Here is a 15866-nt window from a genome sequence, read left to right on the forward strand (position 1 = left end):
CTCGCAGAATCGTGTAAGTCCAGGAGAACGCAATCCGATCGAAGGAAAGTTTGGTCAAGCAAAGACTGGTTACGGAATGAATCTCATTTTAGCTCGTCTAGCAAGAACCAGCGAAGCTTGGATTAGCTGCATCGTATTGGTGCTTAACTTGGTCAAATTGGCCGAGCTAGCACTTTATTGCATTATCAATATAGTAATCAAATATGTGGTAGATCTGCGCAAAGATTACAACCTCATACCCCAATACTCAAAAATCTGCTGAAAAAATCATTGAGTTTTTCAGCAGACCCTAGCTTAGTGTTTGCGGGTATTACCGGCATGATAGACCCTCCGCGCCTAGATGTAAAGGATGCCGTTAACGATTGTCGCCGCGCTGGCATAAAGGTCATTATGGCTACGGGTGACCACGCAAAAACAGGTTTGGCTATCGCAAGAGCTACGGGCATTGTGCCGCCGGATGCTCATGATGAAGCGGTACTGACGGAGAGCGACTTGCTTGAAATGACCGAAGAAGAATTTGACGAAGCCGTGTCTACCTGTCGGGTGTTTGCCAGGTTGACACCAACCATGAAATTGCGCATCGCCAGCAGGATACAGGCCAGGGGCGAATTGATCGCCATGACTGGCGACGGGGTGAATGATGCGCCCGCTCTGAAAAAGGCGGATGTGGGAATAGCTATGGGCATTATGGGGACGGACGTGGCCCGTGACGCCTCCAAAATGATATTGGCAGATGACCGCTTTTCTACTATTGTGCACGCCATTGAGGAGGGACGTATAGTCTTTAACAACACACGACAAACCACCTATTACTTATTGACCACCAACTTTGCTGAGATTACCACTTTACTTACCGCTATGGCTATTGCGTTGCCTACGCCGTTGACAGCCATACAGATATTGTGGCTCAATTTGGTGACTGATGGTGCGAATGATATGGCCTTATCCACAGAGCATGGCCATGGAGATGAACTGGACACCAAGCCCGTGAAGAAAAACACGGGTATAGTGACCAAAGAGGTGCTTCCCTTTCTGGTAATTAATGCTGGTCTCATGACCTTGCTGAGCTTGGGCGTCTTCTATCTTTACCTGGATGAAGGGCTCAATAAGGCCAGAACGATGGCGTTTATAACGATGGCGTTTTGCCAATTATGGAATGTGCTTAATATGCGTTCCTTAAGGAAGTCACTTTTCCAGATAGGGCCATTTACGAATCGATACGTCATATATTCGCTGACGGGGTCTATCATCGTGCAGATTGCGGCTGTAGAGATGCCTTTCTTTGAGAACTTATTTGGTTTTGAGTTTGTGTATCCTTGGGAATATCTTGTGGTAATACTTATGACCTCTAGCGTTTTTCTGTTTGGTGAACTGTACAAGTATTTGAAATATGGCAAGTACGTTGGTAAAAAGATCTAAGGCGGAGTCTTTTCCGCAAAGGTAGATCTTCGACGCATTTTTGTTCAAATGGGGATTTCTGTGCAGCCAAGGTTTCTTAGAGCTTTATCAAATCGTTTTTGATGCCATAGACCACCAATCCTGTTCTTGATTTGATGTTTAGCTTTGCGAAGAGAGATTCCCTATAGTTGTCCACTGTACGGGGACTTACGTTCATGGCGGCTGCTATCTCTTTATAGGTAAGCTCGGTACTGCAATATTGAAGGAACTCTAGCTCTCTTTCAGTTATTTTTAATGATGTTTGTTGTGTTTGCTTATCATGCTGCAGGGAACTCAATAATCTCCCTGTAACTAATTCATTAATATAAAATCCTTTTTCCATAATAGTGTTCATGGCCATCAGTAGATCTGATGGCCTCGATTCTTTCAACATATACCCCACAGCGCCTGCCTTTAGCATATTGATAATTGCTTTTTCATCTTCAAACATGCTTAAGGCCAACACCTTTGTGTGCGGGAAGTTGTCTTTTATCCAAGCTGTGCTCTCATACCCGTTCATTTTGGGCATACTGATATCCATGAGGATGATGTCCACCTGCTTTTCATGAGCCTTTAACTGTGCCTGAAGTTCGATGCCATTTGCAGCCTCAAAAAGTACATCCAATTCATCAAACTCCCTTAGGAGGGAAGCAATTCCTCTGCGAAATAGCGTATGATCATCGACCAATCCAAGCGTGATTTTCTTATCTCCCTTCATGCTGTCTTATAGAAATCTCTTAGCCATAGACAATCGTGTCATGGATACGGCACTGTAATACTTATACGTGTTCCTTTTCCCAATTTGGAAGAGATGTCCATGTCTCCTCCTATGAGTTTGCTACGCTTTTTCAAATTATTTAGTCCGAGTCCCTGATTTCTGGATGAGGACTCAGTGATGTCAAATCCTTTTCCGTCGTCTTTGATCACGATGGAAAGTTTGTCTTTTTCCAACTCCATTATTACGTCAATATGACCAGCTTCTGCATGTTTTACAATGTTGTTGAACACTTCCTGGAATATCCGCAGTATGACTAGATCTTTGCTGGCGGAACTGAGCTCGGTATCCTTTAGCCCATTTTCAAAGGTAATATTGTAGTTCCTAGAATGTTTAAGCCAGTTTATTCCTTTTTCTAAAGCTTGACTTAGGCCGTTTTCTAACAATTGCTCCCCCTGGATTACTTTTGCCAACTGTCGTAAATCGCGGATGGAATTTCCTATGAGCTCCAGAGAGTGATCTATTTTATGCTTTGCTTTTTCGTAATCATTCAAATTGATGGAACTCAGGGTAATATGGGTGAGACTTAACAACTGACCTATATTGTCATGTAGGTCGGTAGCTATTGTCTGCATAGTTTGCTCCTGCACCTCAATGGAGGTTTTCAATAGCTCAGATTCAAAACGTTCCGTAATTAGCTCTTTTTCCTGTTGATGCAGTTTCTTTTTCTTGTTATACGAGACAATGTATAATAGCAAGAACAGTGGAGCCAGCAAAAACACTAATGAGGCAAGCAAGATTATCGATACAATTTCCGTTGGCGTGCTCTGCATATAAATGAATAACTCCAAAAACCATACAAAAGAAAGCTTAATGTCGGATTAATATAACTTAGTAAAGGGTTTCTGACTTCCATTTTTACCAATACTAAGTCGTAGATCAAATTAAAGGCCGTTCCTCCGAAATAAAATAGTAATATGCCCGCTATCATCCAAAAAGGAGGGTAGTATTTCAATACTACGTACTCATCATTTTTCAACAAAAGTGCATAGAAATAAAAAGCATATAATACAAATATAACAGACATTACCGATACTGCGGTGGATGTATAACCAAAATTCCTTTTGAATAATTCGATAATATATACTGTGATAATGATACCATATCCCAGCCAAAACAGGTGATTTATGCGTGTTAACCTCCTAAGAAAGGTGTGGAAAACATATGTTATAAAGGTTGCTTCGACTGGAATATATAAATTATAAAGCCAAAATGTTCTTTGGTGATACACTTTTAATAATATAAAGGTGATCAATTCTATTATACAAGTGAATAACAAATACACAATCGTGATCTTCCAAAAAACTTGTCGGTCTCTAAATAGCGTAAAAAATGCTATAAAAAAACAGGTGAATTCTATGAATAATCCAGGGTTAAAAAAAAACATCTATAGAGGCTTAATTTTCAGTCGGATTTTCTTCACAGCCTGTCTCGGGTGGACAAAGGTAGTTCCTATTCTCATAAGAGAAAGACTTAGCCTCGTTTACATAATCTTTATGCCCGCTGCCATCTTTCACGGTTGCAACATGTACTAAGGTGGTATATCCTTCATATTTTGGGTTGTCCAGTTCATCCATGTTTTCCTTGGTGTATTTTGCTAGGTAAAAACGCACGCCATCTATGCCCAGTTCATCTTTGTGCTTGTTTAGTTTTTCAACAAGTGCTGTTAAGTGCTCTAGGCTGAACCATATTCCCCTTGTATTCGATCCGCCGTTTGCATGTCTTGCATCAGATTTAGTAAATGCGGCCCTCATTTTTTTTGCTTTCTCCAGCGAAATGGATGTTTTTGAATCTTTCATGTCCGTTTAATTTTAAGTTTTTGATTGGGTTAAAAATCAGCATTTTATATCGTTGATGCAATGAGTAAATCACCCTTTTTGACTACCGTAAAAATACCCTGGCAAAAAGGGTAAATTGAAGTGTTAATTAATGTTAAGGAGTATGTAGGTTTGAATTCAAGAAATTATTCAAAGCTATGACAGTGAAGATTAATCGAGACGAAAATCAGCAGCTGATTAGTCGTCGGGAAACTGAAATTGTACGTATGATGTCTTTAGGCTATAATAGCAGGCAGATAGGAAAAATGTTGTTCATTAGTGAGCAAACGGTACAAACTCATAGAAGAAATGTCATTAAACGTTTGGGTTTACGCAATTCAAACCATTTAATTGCATGGGCATTTCAGGTAAACATGTTGTCTTTTTGACTTAAATGTTTAGGGTTTTCCGCAATCCACCCCAATCTCCATAGGTATTGATAAGAAATTGTCGTTTTTTCTTTGGAAATAACCACTCACCTCTTGTATGTAACAAAAAATTGACATAAATTTGGTTTTCAATCAACCGAACGTTATGTGCAATATGATTGGCTACATGGGGATGAGTTTAAGATATTGCCCTTTCTTTGTGCGTTTCTTGGGCAAAAGGTACTTTTGCCCAAGAGCAAACAAGGAAAATTTCTGTTTATTTCCTTAACTGTTCTCCAATAGACTTAAACTCCGAGCCTTTTTTCCACTTAGGATAGTCCTTCTCCATACTCAACGTATAGCCCACATCGAACAATAACTTTAGATCCTCTACAATCCCATCAATGTTCCATTTGCTCGCTACGTATTCGTCCTGCGGCTGATGATAGCGTTGCTTATTGTATTCTTTTTTTAACTGAATGCCATAAACACTCTCTTGCCCAATAACCTGGTCGCCCGTGGCCGGATATAGCGCGGGTATACCTACCTTGGCAAAGTTGAAATGGTCAGATCTATAAAACCAGCCATTGGAGGCGTCTGCCTGAGGCACGATGTGCCGTCCTTGTTTTTTTGCCGCCCGTTCTGCGTATTCATCCATTTCCGATTGTCCCAGACCCACGATAACAATATCATTTGTTTTGCCAATGGGCTGCATGGCATCCATATTGATGTTTGCCACGGTTTTTTCCAATGGGAATATGGGATGAGCGGCATAATATGCGGAGCCTAATAACCCTTCTTCTTCACCTGTGAGCGCTATAAACAATATGCTACGCTTTGGGGATGTTGGCGCTTTCTTAAAAGCATTTGCCAGTTCGAGCAAGCCTGCAATGCCCGTACCATTGTCTACGGCACCGTTGTATATGGAATCGCCTTCAACAGGTTCTCCCACGCCGAAGTGATCCCAATGGGCCGAATAGACGATCACCTCCTCTGGTCTTTCACTGCCCTTGAGTAGCCCGAGCACATTGTTCGATGTTGATTTTTTTAGTTCCTGCTGTATATGTACGGATGTGCTTGTTTGTAGATCGACCGCCTTAAATCCCGGTTTTTTTGCTTGTTCCAGTAAATCGATACTTTGCCCTGCTACCTGGAGCAGCTTTGCGGCCGTCTCGCCACTGATCCATCCTTCAAAGGCGGCCCTGTCCGCTCCATTGTTTTCTGTTTGCAGGTTGAGCTGCGGGCCGCTCCAGCCATTGCGCACCACATGCCACCCATAGCTGGCAGCGTCTTCCTGGTGAATGATGAGGGCACCCGTGGCGCCTTGTCTTGCCGCCTCCTCGAATTTGTATGTCCAGCGACCATAATAGGTCATGTTCTTGCCCTTGAATAGGGTGGGATCGTAAAATCCGGGATCGTTGATCATCACCACAACCGTCTTCCCCTTTACATCTAGTCCGTCGTAATCATTCCAATTATATTCTGGCGCAACAATGCCAAAACCGGCGAACACCAAGTCCGTATTGGTTACATCGACCTTTTCCTGTACCCTTCTGCTGCCCAGTACGATATCATCCAAAAGGTGGCTGGCCAACTTCCCGTTCTTTCCATTAAACGTAATCTCTTGTTGGGGATACGAGGTGATTTCCACCATAGGCACTTCCTGCCTATAGCTATCGCCATTGCCAGGGGCAAGCCCCAATTCTTTGAATGTACGTTCCAGATAGTTTATGGTACGGACTTCTCCTTCCGTAAAAGGTTTGCGCCCCAATAGGGAGTCATTGGCAATAACAGCCATGTAGTGGTCAAATCCCTCTTCCGTAATGCTACTGGCCGCTTCGGAGATTTGTTTATCGGGGCTGCTTTGGCAAGCCGTGCCAATTATTGATAGGGCAAGGCACAGATGTTTTATCTTGTTCACTGTCATGGGTGTAAAATTTGTATGTTGTAGATCGGATATTCGCTTCATGCTATCATGGGCTAAATTACTTTTTTCTTTGTATTTTTACAGCATCATTGAAATCTTTGACCGTTGACGATCTAATGATAAAGAGACACCTATAAATGAGCGAAGAAATAAATAACCCGAACGAAGAACCTGAACAACAAGCGGACGATCAATTGAGCAGCCAGACGATTCCGTTGACTGGGCTGTATGAGAATTGGTTTTTGGATTATGCCTCCTATGTTATTTTGGATCGGGCTGTGCCCCATATTTATGATGGCTTGAAGCCCGTGCAACGGCGTATTCTGCATTCATTGAAGGAAATGGATGATGGTCGTTTTAACAAGGCTGCCAACGTGATAGGGAATACCATGAAATACCACCCTCATGGCGATGCTTCTATAGGTGACGCCATGGTGCAGATTGGGCAAAAAGATCTGATGATCGACTGCCAAGGAAACTGGGGCGATCCGATAACGGGCGATTCAGCGGCTGCAGCTCGTTATATTGAGGCAAGGCTTAGCAAGTTTGCGTTGGACGTGGCCTTCAATCCCGATACGACTGAGTGGCAACTCAGTTATGATGGGCGCAACAGGGAACCGGTGACTTTGCCCCTGAAATTTCCCTTGCTACTTGCACAGGGAGCGGAAGGTATTGCCGTGGGATTGGCCACCAAGGTTATGCCCCACAATTTCCATGAACTGATAGATGCTTCTATCGATGTGCTGCAAGGCGGAAGGCCCAACTTGGTGCCCGATTTTCCAACGGGCGGTTTGGCCGATGTGACTGCATACAATGAAGGGCAAAGAGGGGGGCGTATCAAGGTACGGGCCCGTATTGAGGAGCGAGATAAGAAGACGCTAGCCATTACGGAGATCCCCTTTGGGACGACCACGGGGGGGCTTATCGAAAGTGTGATAGCGGCCAACGACAAAGGGAAGATTAAAATAAAGAAGATAGAGGACAATACGGCGGCCAATGTAGAGATTATGGTGCACCTGGCTCCTGGTATATCGCCCGATGTGACCATAGATGCACTCTACGCATTTACGGATTGCGAAGTGTCCATATCGCCCAACACCTGTGTCATCAAGAGGGATAAACCCTATTTCATGAGCGTCAATGACGTACTCATAGAGAATACGGTGCACACCAAGGCTCTATTGAAACAAGAACTGGAAATAAAGTTAAATGAGTTGCAAGAAAGGATTTTTTTCAGCTCTTTGCTGAAGATCTTTATCCAAGAGGGGATGTACAAGCATCCCGATTATGAAAACTCCGGCGCATTTGAAGTCGTGGTCGATGTGTTGGATCGTTTATTTACGCCATTTTTCTCCCAGTTCTATCGTACCATTCTGCCAGAGGATTACAAAAAACTGATCGACAAGCCGATGAGTAGCATCACCCGCTTTGATGTGAAAAAGGCTGATGAGCAGATGAAAGCACTGGAAGATGAAATCAAAAAAGTGCGCCATCACCTGAAGCATTTGACCGACTATGCCATTGCTTGGTTTCAGAAGTTGAAAGACAAGTACGGCAAGGGCAGGGAGCGAAAGACAGAACTCCGCGTCTTTGAGAAGGTAGAAGCAGCCCAGGTCGCATTGGCCAATGTAAAGCTCTATGTAAACAAAGCCGATGGCTTTATCGGTACGGGACTCAAGAAGGATGAGTACGTAGGTGACTGCTCGGATATTGACGATATCATCACTTTTCGCGACAATGGCACCTGTCTGGTCACGAAGGTACAGGATAAGGTGTTTGTTGGAAAAGACATCATCCACGTGGCCGTTTTCAAGAAAGGCGACGAGCGTACGGTGTACAACATGGTTTACCGAGATGGTAAGACAGGCGTATCCTACATCAAGCGCTTTTCGATACTTGGCGTTACTCGGGACAAGGAGTACGATCTGACCAAAGGAAGCAAGGGGTCTAAGGTGCTTTATTTTACGGCCAATCCCAATGGGGAGGCAGAGGTGGTCAACGTGCAGTTGAAACCACATTCCAAATTGCGCAAGCTGAACTTTGATCTTGACTTTGCCGAAATAGCCATCAAGGGCAGGGGCTCGCAAGGCAATATCGTGAGTAAATACCCTGTCAAGAAAATTTTGCTAAAATCAAAAGGTGTGTCCACCTTGGCCGGTAGAAAGATTTGGTATGATGAGGTGCTACATCGCCTCAATGTGGACGAACGGGGTAAATACTTGGGTGAGTTTGACGGTGATGACCGTATCCTAGTGGTGATGCCCGACGGCAGTTACACGCTCACCAGTTTTGAGCTTACCAACCATTACGACCCCAAGCTATTGCGCATAGAAAAGTTCAGACCCGAATGGGTGTATAGTGCCGTTCATCAGGATGGCAAGAGCAAGAACTATTATGTGAAGCGCTTTGTTTTTGATGCCACTCCAATAGGGAAGGTAAGCTCTATTATCAACGATGAGCTAGGGTCGCGGTTGATCCTGCTGACCAATAATCCACAGGCGAAAGTGAAGTTGAAGGTTTTGAAAGGTAAAAACCAGACAGAGGAAATAACCGAAGAAGATTTGGCTACATTAATCGATGTCAAGGGAATGAAAGCGCAAGGCAACCGCCTGAGCTTGCATACGGTAGAAAGTGTTTCTCTTATGACCGAGGAAATGGATCTGAGTAAGCCAGTAAACAATAAGGTGGGAGAGCAAGGACCAGAGGAACCAATACAGAGTGGATCGGTTGAGGAATTAACGAAAAGTGACGATGGTGAGATGAAAAAATCGTCACCCGTTTCTTTTGAAATTACCAATCCGGATGATATCGATCTAGACGATGATGCGGATACAGATGAAAATGGTCAGGGGAAATTGTTCTAACCCCTGACCGTTATTGAATTTCGTATATAGGATTGTCTAGTGCACCAAGCTTTTTAGGAACTTAGTTACCTTGGGCTGTATGACGGCCGCACAATAGGGGTTTTCTGGATGGTTGGCAAAGTAATCATGGTGGTAGTCCTCGGCTTCCCAAAATGTACTGGCAGGCGTTATTTCGGTCACGATGGGATCATCGTACACCTGTTCATCCGTCAAACGTTTAATGAAAGCCTCTGCCTCTTCTCTTTGTGCCTCATCATGGAAAAATATCGCCGAACGATATTGCGTGCCCACATCGTTGCCTTGCCTATTGAGCGTAGTGGGATTGTGGGTGCGAAAAAACACCCCTAAAAGTTCTTGGTAGCTTATTGCTTGCGGATCATATTCGATCTGGATCACTTCGGCATGGCCGGTTAGTCCCGTACATACTTCTTTATAAGTCGGATTTTCCTTTGTTCCTCCCATATAGCCAGGCAATACGCTAGAAACACCCTTTAAATTTTTGAATATCGCTTCCGTGCACCAAAAGCACCCTCCTCCAAATGTTGCCTTCATAAGTTTTTCCTTTTGATTAGCTATTAGCCAATCAAAAATGGGACAAAAAATCGGCATTTCCCTCAGTTTTATGTAAACATTCTTGAGAAATAAAGAGAAGTCTTCTGAAAATTATTTCCATATTTATTTGTAACTAATCTAAATAAAAACATATACTTGCACTGTTATTTATAATCTTTCTAAACAAAGAAGTGAAAAGGGTATTGATTTTGGGCATAGCGTTATGGTTTATACAGGTAAGGGCGCAATCGTTAGCTGAAGCTTTAACTCCGCTAGATACCATAGTTGCCAAAAAAGACACGCTTCGTGAAGTGGTGGTCACAGGGCAATATATGCCACAGTCAGTTCGAAATTCGGTATATCGTGTGAGAAGCATCAGTAGCGAGCAGATTAGCCTTCGCGGCAGTACCAGTATAGAAAATGTCTTGAACACGGAATTGGGAATAAGGTTTTCAAATGATTTGACTTTGGGCGAAGCCGATATTGAGCTTATGGGTATGAGTGGCCAAAATGTGAAGATATTGTTGGATGGCTTGCCATTAATAGACAGAGGTGCTACCAAACAGAGCTTGAGCCAAATAGATATAAATAATATAGCGCGCATTGAAATCGTGGAAGGGCCAATGTCCGTGATATACGGTACGGATGCACTGGCGGGAGTTATCAATATTATTACCAAAAACCGGAATAATGTAAACAGTAAAATGAATGTTGCGGCTCGTTTTCAAGAGGAAAGTGCAGGGGACGGTTATGGCACAATAGATGGTGCTGGAGTCCACAACGGAAATCTAGCCTTGGATTGGTACGGAAAGGCATGGTCGTTTGGGGCGTCTGGAACCCGCAATGACTTCGGAGGGTGGAAAGGCAATAAAACTGGCAGGGAGTGGGAATGGCTGCCCAAAGAGCAATGGATGGCTAGGGGAAATGTTGGCTATCGGAAGGGGCGATTGGATTCTTGGTATCGATTGGACTATTTGAATGAGGATATTTACTCACCGGGTGCCTTGAACACCAATAATTACCGCGCTACAGATAAAGATTATATCACGGATAGGTTTAGTCATCAGCTGCAGGGAAGCTATTCGTTCACTGCAAATACAAGTTTGAATTTAGCTGCCTCTTATCAGGACTACGCACGCAGGACGCGGACTATGGTGAACGATTTTCGGGCGGGTACCAGTTGGCCGTCAACTGAAGACGGCACCCAGGACACCTCCAAGTTTAAATCGGGCATTGTGAGGGCAACATTGCAGCAGCGGTTTTCTGAGCAGTTTTTTATGCAACCAGGCGTTGAAATAAACCTAAATTCTACAAGTGGCCAGCGTATTCTGGGCAATCCATCAATCAATGATTACGCGTTCTTTCTCTCTTCGGAATGGAAGCCTATAGCGTGGATAAATTTGAGACCGGGGCTACGTTTTACCAAAAACTCCGTTTATGATGCTCCACCCGTAATACCATCGTTAAACACCAAATTCAATATCAATAAGTCTTTCGACCTTCGGATGGCTTATGCACGGGGATTTCGAGCGCCAGCTTTGCGTGAACTATATTTTGATTTCTTTGATGCCAGCCATTCCATACGCGGGAATGAGAACTTAAAGGCAGAGCATTCCAATAGTTTTAACGCCTACCTGAGCTGGTATGGCATTCAGCAAAAGGAATGGAATATTTCGTCAACGGTGGGAGGATATTACAACGATTTCCGCGACCAAATAACGACGGGTTACCTATCTGGCGATAACAGCGTAACTACTTATATAAATATTGATAGGTACCGTACCGTCGGCGCTTCTTTTGAAAATGCTGTCGCCATAAAGAACTTCACTGGCACGATCGGTTTCTTATATATCGGACGGTATAACCGACTTTCCAGCGATGAAGCGCAGGTGCCAAGTATGAGGTGGACGCCTGAAGTTAATTCCAATATATCTTACCGCTGGCCAAAAGCGCAACTTAGCCTAAGTGCCTATTATAAGTTCACAGGGAAGTTGGTTTCGTATGAAACGGCGACAGATGCCTCGGGAACGTTAGACATCCATAGAGCGGAGATTGCCGCATTCCATATGGCCGACATTAGTGTAAATAAGGTCTTTTGGCGGGGAATAAGCCTTTCAGGAGGTGTGCGTAATCTGTTCAATGTGGTGCGACTCAGTAATACCTCTATCGACACCAGTGGAGCGCATAGTACGGGAGGTGCGGTGCCCATGGGGTACGGAAGATCCTATTTTCTAGGCTTGCAATATCAATTAACAATCAATAATTAACAACAATTAAATAATCTTAAAAATGAAAATAAAAACAACAACATATGCTTTTCTTGCCCTGTTTTCGCTTTTCTCTGTAGCTTGTAGCGACAAGGACGAAGTAGTAGTGCCAGACATTCCGCCTTCCGATGGAACTGTCTTGACATTAAATGGTGGCGCTGGTGGTGCAGGAGCACAAAACTCGGTGTTTGTTGGCTTTAGTACGGATACACAGGATTCCGTACTGAGATATTCGTGGGATTTGGCTTTTTATTCTGGTAGTGAGTTCCGTGTGCGCTTGAACAATTTTGCGGGATCGGCCGCTATCGAAACTGAATTTACCAACTTGACGGAGGTCACTTCTGCCAATTTTGATATAAGCACGTTGGCAATAGGACAAGGACAGGGAACTTTGTCGATGATTGACAATCCAAGCGGCGAAATAAGCGGTACTTTTATCGATGAGATTTCTGCTGCCACTACAGGCAATAAGGTATATGTCATCAGCACAAAAGGTGGCACCGCGCCTGTTCTGGACGATGTATATAAAGTGCTTATTACGCGAAATAGTTCTGGTGGATATATCCTGCAGTACGCTAAGTTGGACGCAACCAATATCGCAAGTATTGAGGTGTCTAAAGACACGGAGTACAATTTTAGTTTTGTGTCTTTCGTGACAGGAGGATTTGTTAGCGGCGAGCCAAAGAAAACAGATTGGGATATCGTCTGGTCTTACAGTATGTATTATACTGCTACTTTCCCCTACGCGTTTTCCGACATGGTATTTATCAACAATCTTGGTGGGGCGACCGCTACCGAAGTTTTGACCGAAACCGTCTCTTACGCGGATTTTTCAGAGAGCAACATTACTTCATTGACATTTGATAACTCGAGAAACGTTATTGGTTCCAACTGGAGGGCGACAACGGGAACTATCGGGGTGAAACAAGACCGCTTTTATGTTGTTAAAGATGCTGCTGGAAATGTTTACAAGTTGAAATTTAATAGTTTCCATGCAAGCGATGGCGGAGTGCGGGGTTATCCCGAAATCGAATATGCTTTAGTCAAGAGGGGGTCTTAGATTCCAATTTTTCAGGAAACTACCCCATGCTAACCGGGGTAGCTTTCCTTTTAATAAATAGAACAAGTATATTGCTGATAACGGAGACGATGAAAAAAAGTGGTGTATATCTTATTTTAACGGCAACCTTTTTATGGTTTGTTGTCGGGTGCAGGGGAATTGGGAATGGCGGGGAATCGAAATTGATAAACGATTCCACCAAAATAGTTTCGCTCAATGGCACCCTAAGCGAGATAGTGGCTGCACTGGGCTTGGAAAATCACATTGTGGGCACGGATGTAGCGAGCACCTATCCAGCGAGCTTGTATGGCAAACCAAAGGTGGGACACGGCAAGAAAATTGCGGCAGAGGGTGTACTGGCCTTGCACCCCGATCTGGTGCTGGGCGTACGGGAAGATGTAACACCGGAACTGGAAGAACAGTTGCGATCGGCAGGAGCCAGATTGCTTATTTTTGAGCATGTTTTTAGCGTAGACGGCACTAAGTCATTGATAAAAGGTGTGGCAGATAGTTTGGGACTTGTACAAAAAGGCGATTCCATTATACAGGTATTGGAGGCTGACCTGAAAAAGGTGGAGGCCATCCCGGGCAAGGAACCCAAGCCCAAGGTACTTTTTATCTATGCCCGTGGTACGGGAACGATGATGGTGGGCGGAGAAGGAACGCAGATGGAGGAAATGATCCGTTTGGCAGGCGGAGAGAATGCAGTGAGCGGTTTTTCAGATTTCAAGCCGCTCACTTCCGAAGCCTTGGTAGCGGCCGATCCAGATGTACTGCTGCTCTTTTCCAGTGGTTTGGAAAGCTTGGGAGGTGCAAATGGACTGGAAGCGGTGCAGGGCGTAATGCAAACCAATGCGGGCAGGAACAAAAATATTGTAGACATGGACGGACAGTTGCTCACGGGCTTCGGGCCCAGGCTAGGCTTGGCCTTGCTGGAACTGAAACAAAAAATTAACCATTGAGATAAAGAACGCGGATGGATTCGAATAAGCTCATCGTAAAGGTATTGTTGGCCTTGTTGCTACTGGTTCTGCTGGCGGTGAGCTTGGCTGCATGCGTAGGTGCCCTGCACATTCGTTTCGATGAGCTTGTTTCCATATTGGCCTACCAATTGCACCTTTCGGATCATATGGGCTTCAGTGCACAGCAGCAATCTGTCTTGGTGGGTATACGGCTCCCCCGGGTGGTTTTGGGTCTGTTGGTAGGGGCTACGCTCTCCATGTCGGGCGCCGCCATGCAGGGCTTGTTCCGCAATCCTCTGGCTGAGCCCGGGTTGATAGGCATTTCCTCGGGCGCTTCCCTTTTTGCTGTTCTTACCATCGTACTGCAGGCCGACTACTTTCCTTGGTTGGGACAATTGTTCGGTTATTATGCTTTGGCCATTGCCGCTTTTATTGGAGCCTGTTTGACTACTTTTCTTGTATACGGTATAGCGGTGAAAAAGGGCAGGACTGACGTGCTTACTCTCTTATTGGTTGGCTTAGCCATCAACGCCTTGGCAGGCTCATTTACGGGATTGCTCACCTATGTGGCATCGGATGCGCAGCTGCGCGATATTACGTTTTGGAGCTTGGGGAGTTTAGGAGGGGCCAGTTGGAAAACCGTATTGGCCATATCGCCATTCGTATTTATTTCGCTGGTGGGCATTCCTTTTCTGGCCAAGCCGTTAAATGCCTTTTCGCTGGGCGAGGAACAGGCCAGCCACTTAGGCGTATCCGTACAGCGTACCAAAAGGTGGACCGTATTGTTGGCTACCTTGGGAGTGGGTGCCTGCGTGGCCGTATCGGGAACCATTGGTTTTGTGGCGCTCGTGGTGCCCCATATTTTGCGTATGGCCTTTACGGCCGATTATAGGCTGGTCATCCCTGCCTCGGGCCTGTTGGGAGCGGCGGTGCTGGTATTGGCCGATCTGTTGGCCAGGACCATCGTGGCTCCATCCGAGTTGCCCATTGGGATTATCACGGCCTTGGTAGGAACGCCTATATTTATGTTGATTATTATCCGAGAAAGGAGGCAGCGCATATGATTCGTGTAGATGGTGTCGGCTACCGTGTTGGTAAGAAAGAGTTGCTGCATCAAGTGAGCTTTGAGGCCCTTTCTGGCCAATTGGTGTCTATTATAGGCGCCAATGGTGCCGGCAAAAGTAGCTTGCTGAAGCTGTTGTGCGGGGACCAAAAAGCCTCATCTGGAGAGATTTGGATCAAGGAACGTCGCATCGACGACTATCACCTGGGGGAGATGGCCAGGTTCAGGGCCGTTCTTAGCCAGCACAATACGCTATCCCTCTCTTTTACGGTGAAAGAATTGGTACTGATGGGAAGATACCCCCATTTTGGCAGTCAGCCCACACCTAGCGATATAGAGATCGTAGACAGTGCCCTCGGAGAGGTAGGCATGTTGCTCTGTCGCAACAGGGCATACCATACCTTGTCGGGTGGTGAGCAGCAACGGGTGCAGGTGGCGCGCGTGCTGGCACAGGTGTACGATCAGCCAGAAGGCATTCTGTTGTTGGATGAGCCGACCAATGGACTGGATATGCTCTATCAGCAGCAGGTACTGCAATTGGCAAGGAATTTGGCAGACAGGGGGTATTGCGTGGTGAGCATATTGCATGACATCAATTATGCGGCTCGTTTTTCGGACAAGATATTGATGCTCAAGGATGGGCACGAAATGGCTTTCGGGCGTCCCGCAGAAGTTGTAAATTGCGATACCATTCATCAGGTATTCGGCATCAAGGTGAGGTTGGTTCCTTATGAGCATTGTGGTTGCCCTTTGGTGGTGCCTGAGATATAATGG

Annotated in this window: 14 protein-coding genes; 9 read left to right on the top strand and 5 right to left on the bottom strand. The window is 45.0% G+C overall.

Annotated elements, in window-relative coordinates:
- Both A37S_RS28345 and A37S_RS25275 read left to right on the top strand, forming a co-directional pair.
- Positions 1-262: transposase (locus tag A37S_RS28345; RefSeq protein WP_036603197.1), on the top strand; the 262-nt coding region annotated here is incomplete at its 5' end.
- A gap of 8 nt (positions 263-270) precedes the next feature.
- The gene (locus A37S_RS25275; RefSeq protein WP_157278837.1) at positions 271-1419 is read left to right on the top strand and encodes an HAD-IC family P-type ATPase; all 1149 of its coding nucleotides are present in this window, start codon (positions 271-273) and stop codon (positions 1417-1419) included.
- Between the two features lie 76 nt (positions 1420-1495).
- On the opposite strand, the gene A37S_RS0118640 is transcribed toward A37S_RS25275, so the two are convergent.
- The 3 genes from A37S_RS0118640 to A37S_RS0118655 all read right to left on the bottom strand — a co-directional run bounded on the left by A37S_RS0118640 (position 1496) and on the right by A37S_RS0118655 (position 4011).
- Positions 1496-2155, bottom strand: coding sequence for a response regulator transcription factor (locus tag A37S_RS0118640; protein ID WP_028298302.1), 660 nt, complete (start codon positions 2153-2155; stop codon positions 1496-1498).
- A 38-nt stretch (positions 2156-2193) separates the two neighbouring features.
- Entirely contained in the window at positions 2194-2985 is a 792-nt protein-coding gene (locus A37S_RS0118645) for a sensor histidine kinase (protein ID WP_028298303.1), read from the bottom strand.
- A 624-nt stretch (positions 2986-3609) separates the two neighbouring features.
- Positions 3610-4011 carry a hypothetical protein gene (locus A37S_RS0118655; protein ID WP_028298305.1) on the bottom strand — a complete coding sequence of 134 codons (402 nt, stop codon included), beginning with the start codon at positions 4009-4011 and terminating at the stop codon, positions 3610-3612.
- A 176-nt stretch (positions 4012-4187) separates the two neighbouring features.
- Here A37S_RS0118655 and A37S_RS0118660 point away from each other — a divergent pair, with 176 nt between their 5' ends.
- A complete protein-coding gene (locus A37S_RS0118660) occupies positions 4188-4418 on the top strand; it encodes a response regulator transcription factor (RefSeq protein WP_028298306.1) in 231 nt (76 codons plus the stop codon).
- A 256-nt stretch (positions 4419-4674) separates the two neighbouring features.
- On the opposite strand, the gene A37S_RS0118665 is transcribed toward A37S_RS0118660, so the two are convergent.
- Complete coding sequence (locus A37S_RS0118665; RefSeq protein WP_245586426.1) at positions 4675-6318, bottom strand: M28 family metallopeptidase; 1644 nt, start codon at positions 6316-6318, stop codon at positions 4675-4677.
- A gap of 143 nt (positions 6319-6461) precedes the next feature.
- Between A37S_RS0118665 and A37S_RS25280 the strand changes: the two genes are divergently transcribed.
- Positions 6462-9188 carry a DNA gyrase/topoisomerase IV subunit A gene (locus A37S_RS25280; protein WP_051293294.1) on the top strand — a complete coding sequence of 909 codons (2727 nt, stop codon included), beginning with the start codon at positions 6462-6464 and terminating at the stop codon, positions 9186-9188.
- 36 nt (positions 9189-9224) lie between these two features.
- Here the strand turns inward: A37S_RS25280 and msrA are convergent, their stop codons facing one another.
- Positions 9225-9740, bottom strand: coding sequence for a peptide-methionine (S)-S-oxide reductase MsrA (msrA, locus tag A37S_RS0118675; RefSeq protein ID WP_028298308.1), 516 nt, complete (start codon positions 9738-9740; stop codon positions 9225-9227).
- A gap of 191 nt (positions 9741-9931) precedes the next feature.
- Here msrA and A37S_RS0118680 point away from each other — a divergent pair, with 191 nt between their 5' ends.
- From A37S_RS0118680 to A37S_RS0118700, 5 genes are all read left to right on the top strand, one after another.
- Positions 9932-12007, top strand: a complete 2076-nt coding sequence (locus A37S_RS0118680) for a TonB-dependent receptor plug domain-containing protein (RefSeq protein ID WP_211229823.1) — start codon at positions 9932-9934, stop codon at positions 12005-12007.
- Between the two features lie 22 nt (positions 12008-12029).
- The gene (locus A37S_RS25285) at positions 12030-13067 is read left to right on the top strand and encodes an HmuY family protein (RefSeq protein WP_051293296.1); all 1038 of its coding nucleotides are present in this window, start codon (positions 12030-12032) and stop codon (positions 13065-13067) included.
- An 89-nt stretch (positions 13068-13156) separates the two neighbouring features.
- Positions 13157-14029, top strand: coding sequence for a heme/hemin ABC transporter substrate-binding protein (locus A37S_RS0118690; RefSeq protein ID WP_084163964.1), 873 nt, complete (start codon positions 13157-13159; stop codon positions 14027-14029).
- A 14-nt stretch (positions 14030-14043) separates the two neighbouring features.
- Positions 14044-15093 carry a FecCD family ABC transporter permease gene (locus A37S_RS0118695; protein ID WP_036603202.1) on the top strand — a complete coding sequence of 350 codons (1050 nt, stop codon included), beginning with the start codon at positions 14044-14046 and terminating at the stop codon, positions 15091-15093.
- Complete coding sequence (locus tag A37S_RS0118700; RefSeq protein WP_028298312.1) at positions 15090-15863, top strand: heme ABC transporter ATP-binding protein; 774 nt, start codon at positions 15090-15092, stop codon at positions 15861-15863. Before A37S_RS0118695 ends, A37S_RS0118700 begins: the two co-directional genes overlap by 4 nt.
- The last annotated feature ends 3 nt before the right edge of the window (positions 15864-15866 follow it).

The sequence above is a fragment of the Olivibacter sitiensis DSM 17696 genome (assembly GCF_000427965.1).
Classification (GTDB): Bacteria; Bacteroidota; Bacteroidia; order Sphingobacteriales; family Sphingobacteriaceae; genus Olivibacter; species Olivibacter sitiensis.

Bases quoted from the DNA above. Each gene is read 5' to 3' on its own strand.
- A37S_RS0118640 (WP_028298302.1), bottom strand. From the start codon at position 2,155: ATGAAGGGAGATAAGAAAATCACGCTTGGATTGGTCGATGATCATACG.
- A37S_RS0118645 (WP_028298303.1), bottom strand. From the start codon at position 2,985: ATGCAGAGCACGCCAACGGAAATTGTATCGATAATCTTGCTTGCCTCA.
- A37S_RS0118655 (WP_028298305.1), bottom strand. From the start codon at position 4,011: ATGAAAGATTCAAAAACATCCATTTCGCTGGAGAAAGCAAAAAAAATG.
- A37S_RS0118660 (WP_028298306.1), top strand. From the start codon at position 4,188: ATGACAGTGAAGATTAATCGAGACGAAAATCAGCAGCTGATTAGTCGT.
- A37S_RS25280 (WP_051293294.1), top strand. From the start codon at position 6,462: ATGAGCGAAGAAATAAATAACCCGAACGAAGAACCTGAACAACAAGCG.
- msrA (WP_028298308.1), bottom strand. From the start codon at position 9,740: ATGAAGGCAACATTTGGAGGAGGGTGCTTTTGGTGCACGGAAGCGATA.
- A37S_RS25285 (WP_051293296.1), top strand. From the start codon at position 12,030: ATGAAAATAAAAACAACAACATATGCTTTTCTTGCCCTGTTTTCGCTT.
- A37S_RS0118690 (WP_084163964.1), top strand. From the start codon at position 13,157: ATGAAAAAAAGTGGTGTATATCTTATTTTAACGGCAACCTTTTTATGG.
- A37S_RS0118695 (WP_036603202.1), top strand. From the start codon at position 14,044: ATGGATTCGAATAAGCTCATCGTAAAGGTATTGTTGGCCTTGTTGCTA.
- A37S_RS0118700 (WP_028298312.1), top strand. From the start codon at position 15,090: ATGATTCGTGTAGATGGTGTCGGCTACCGTGTTGGTAAGAAAGAGTTG.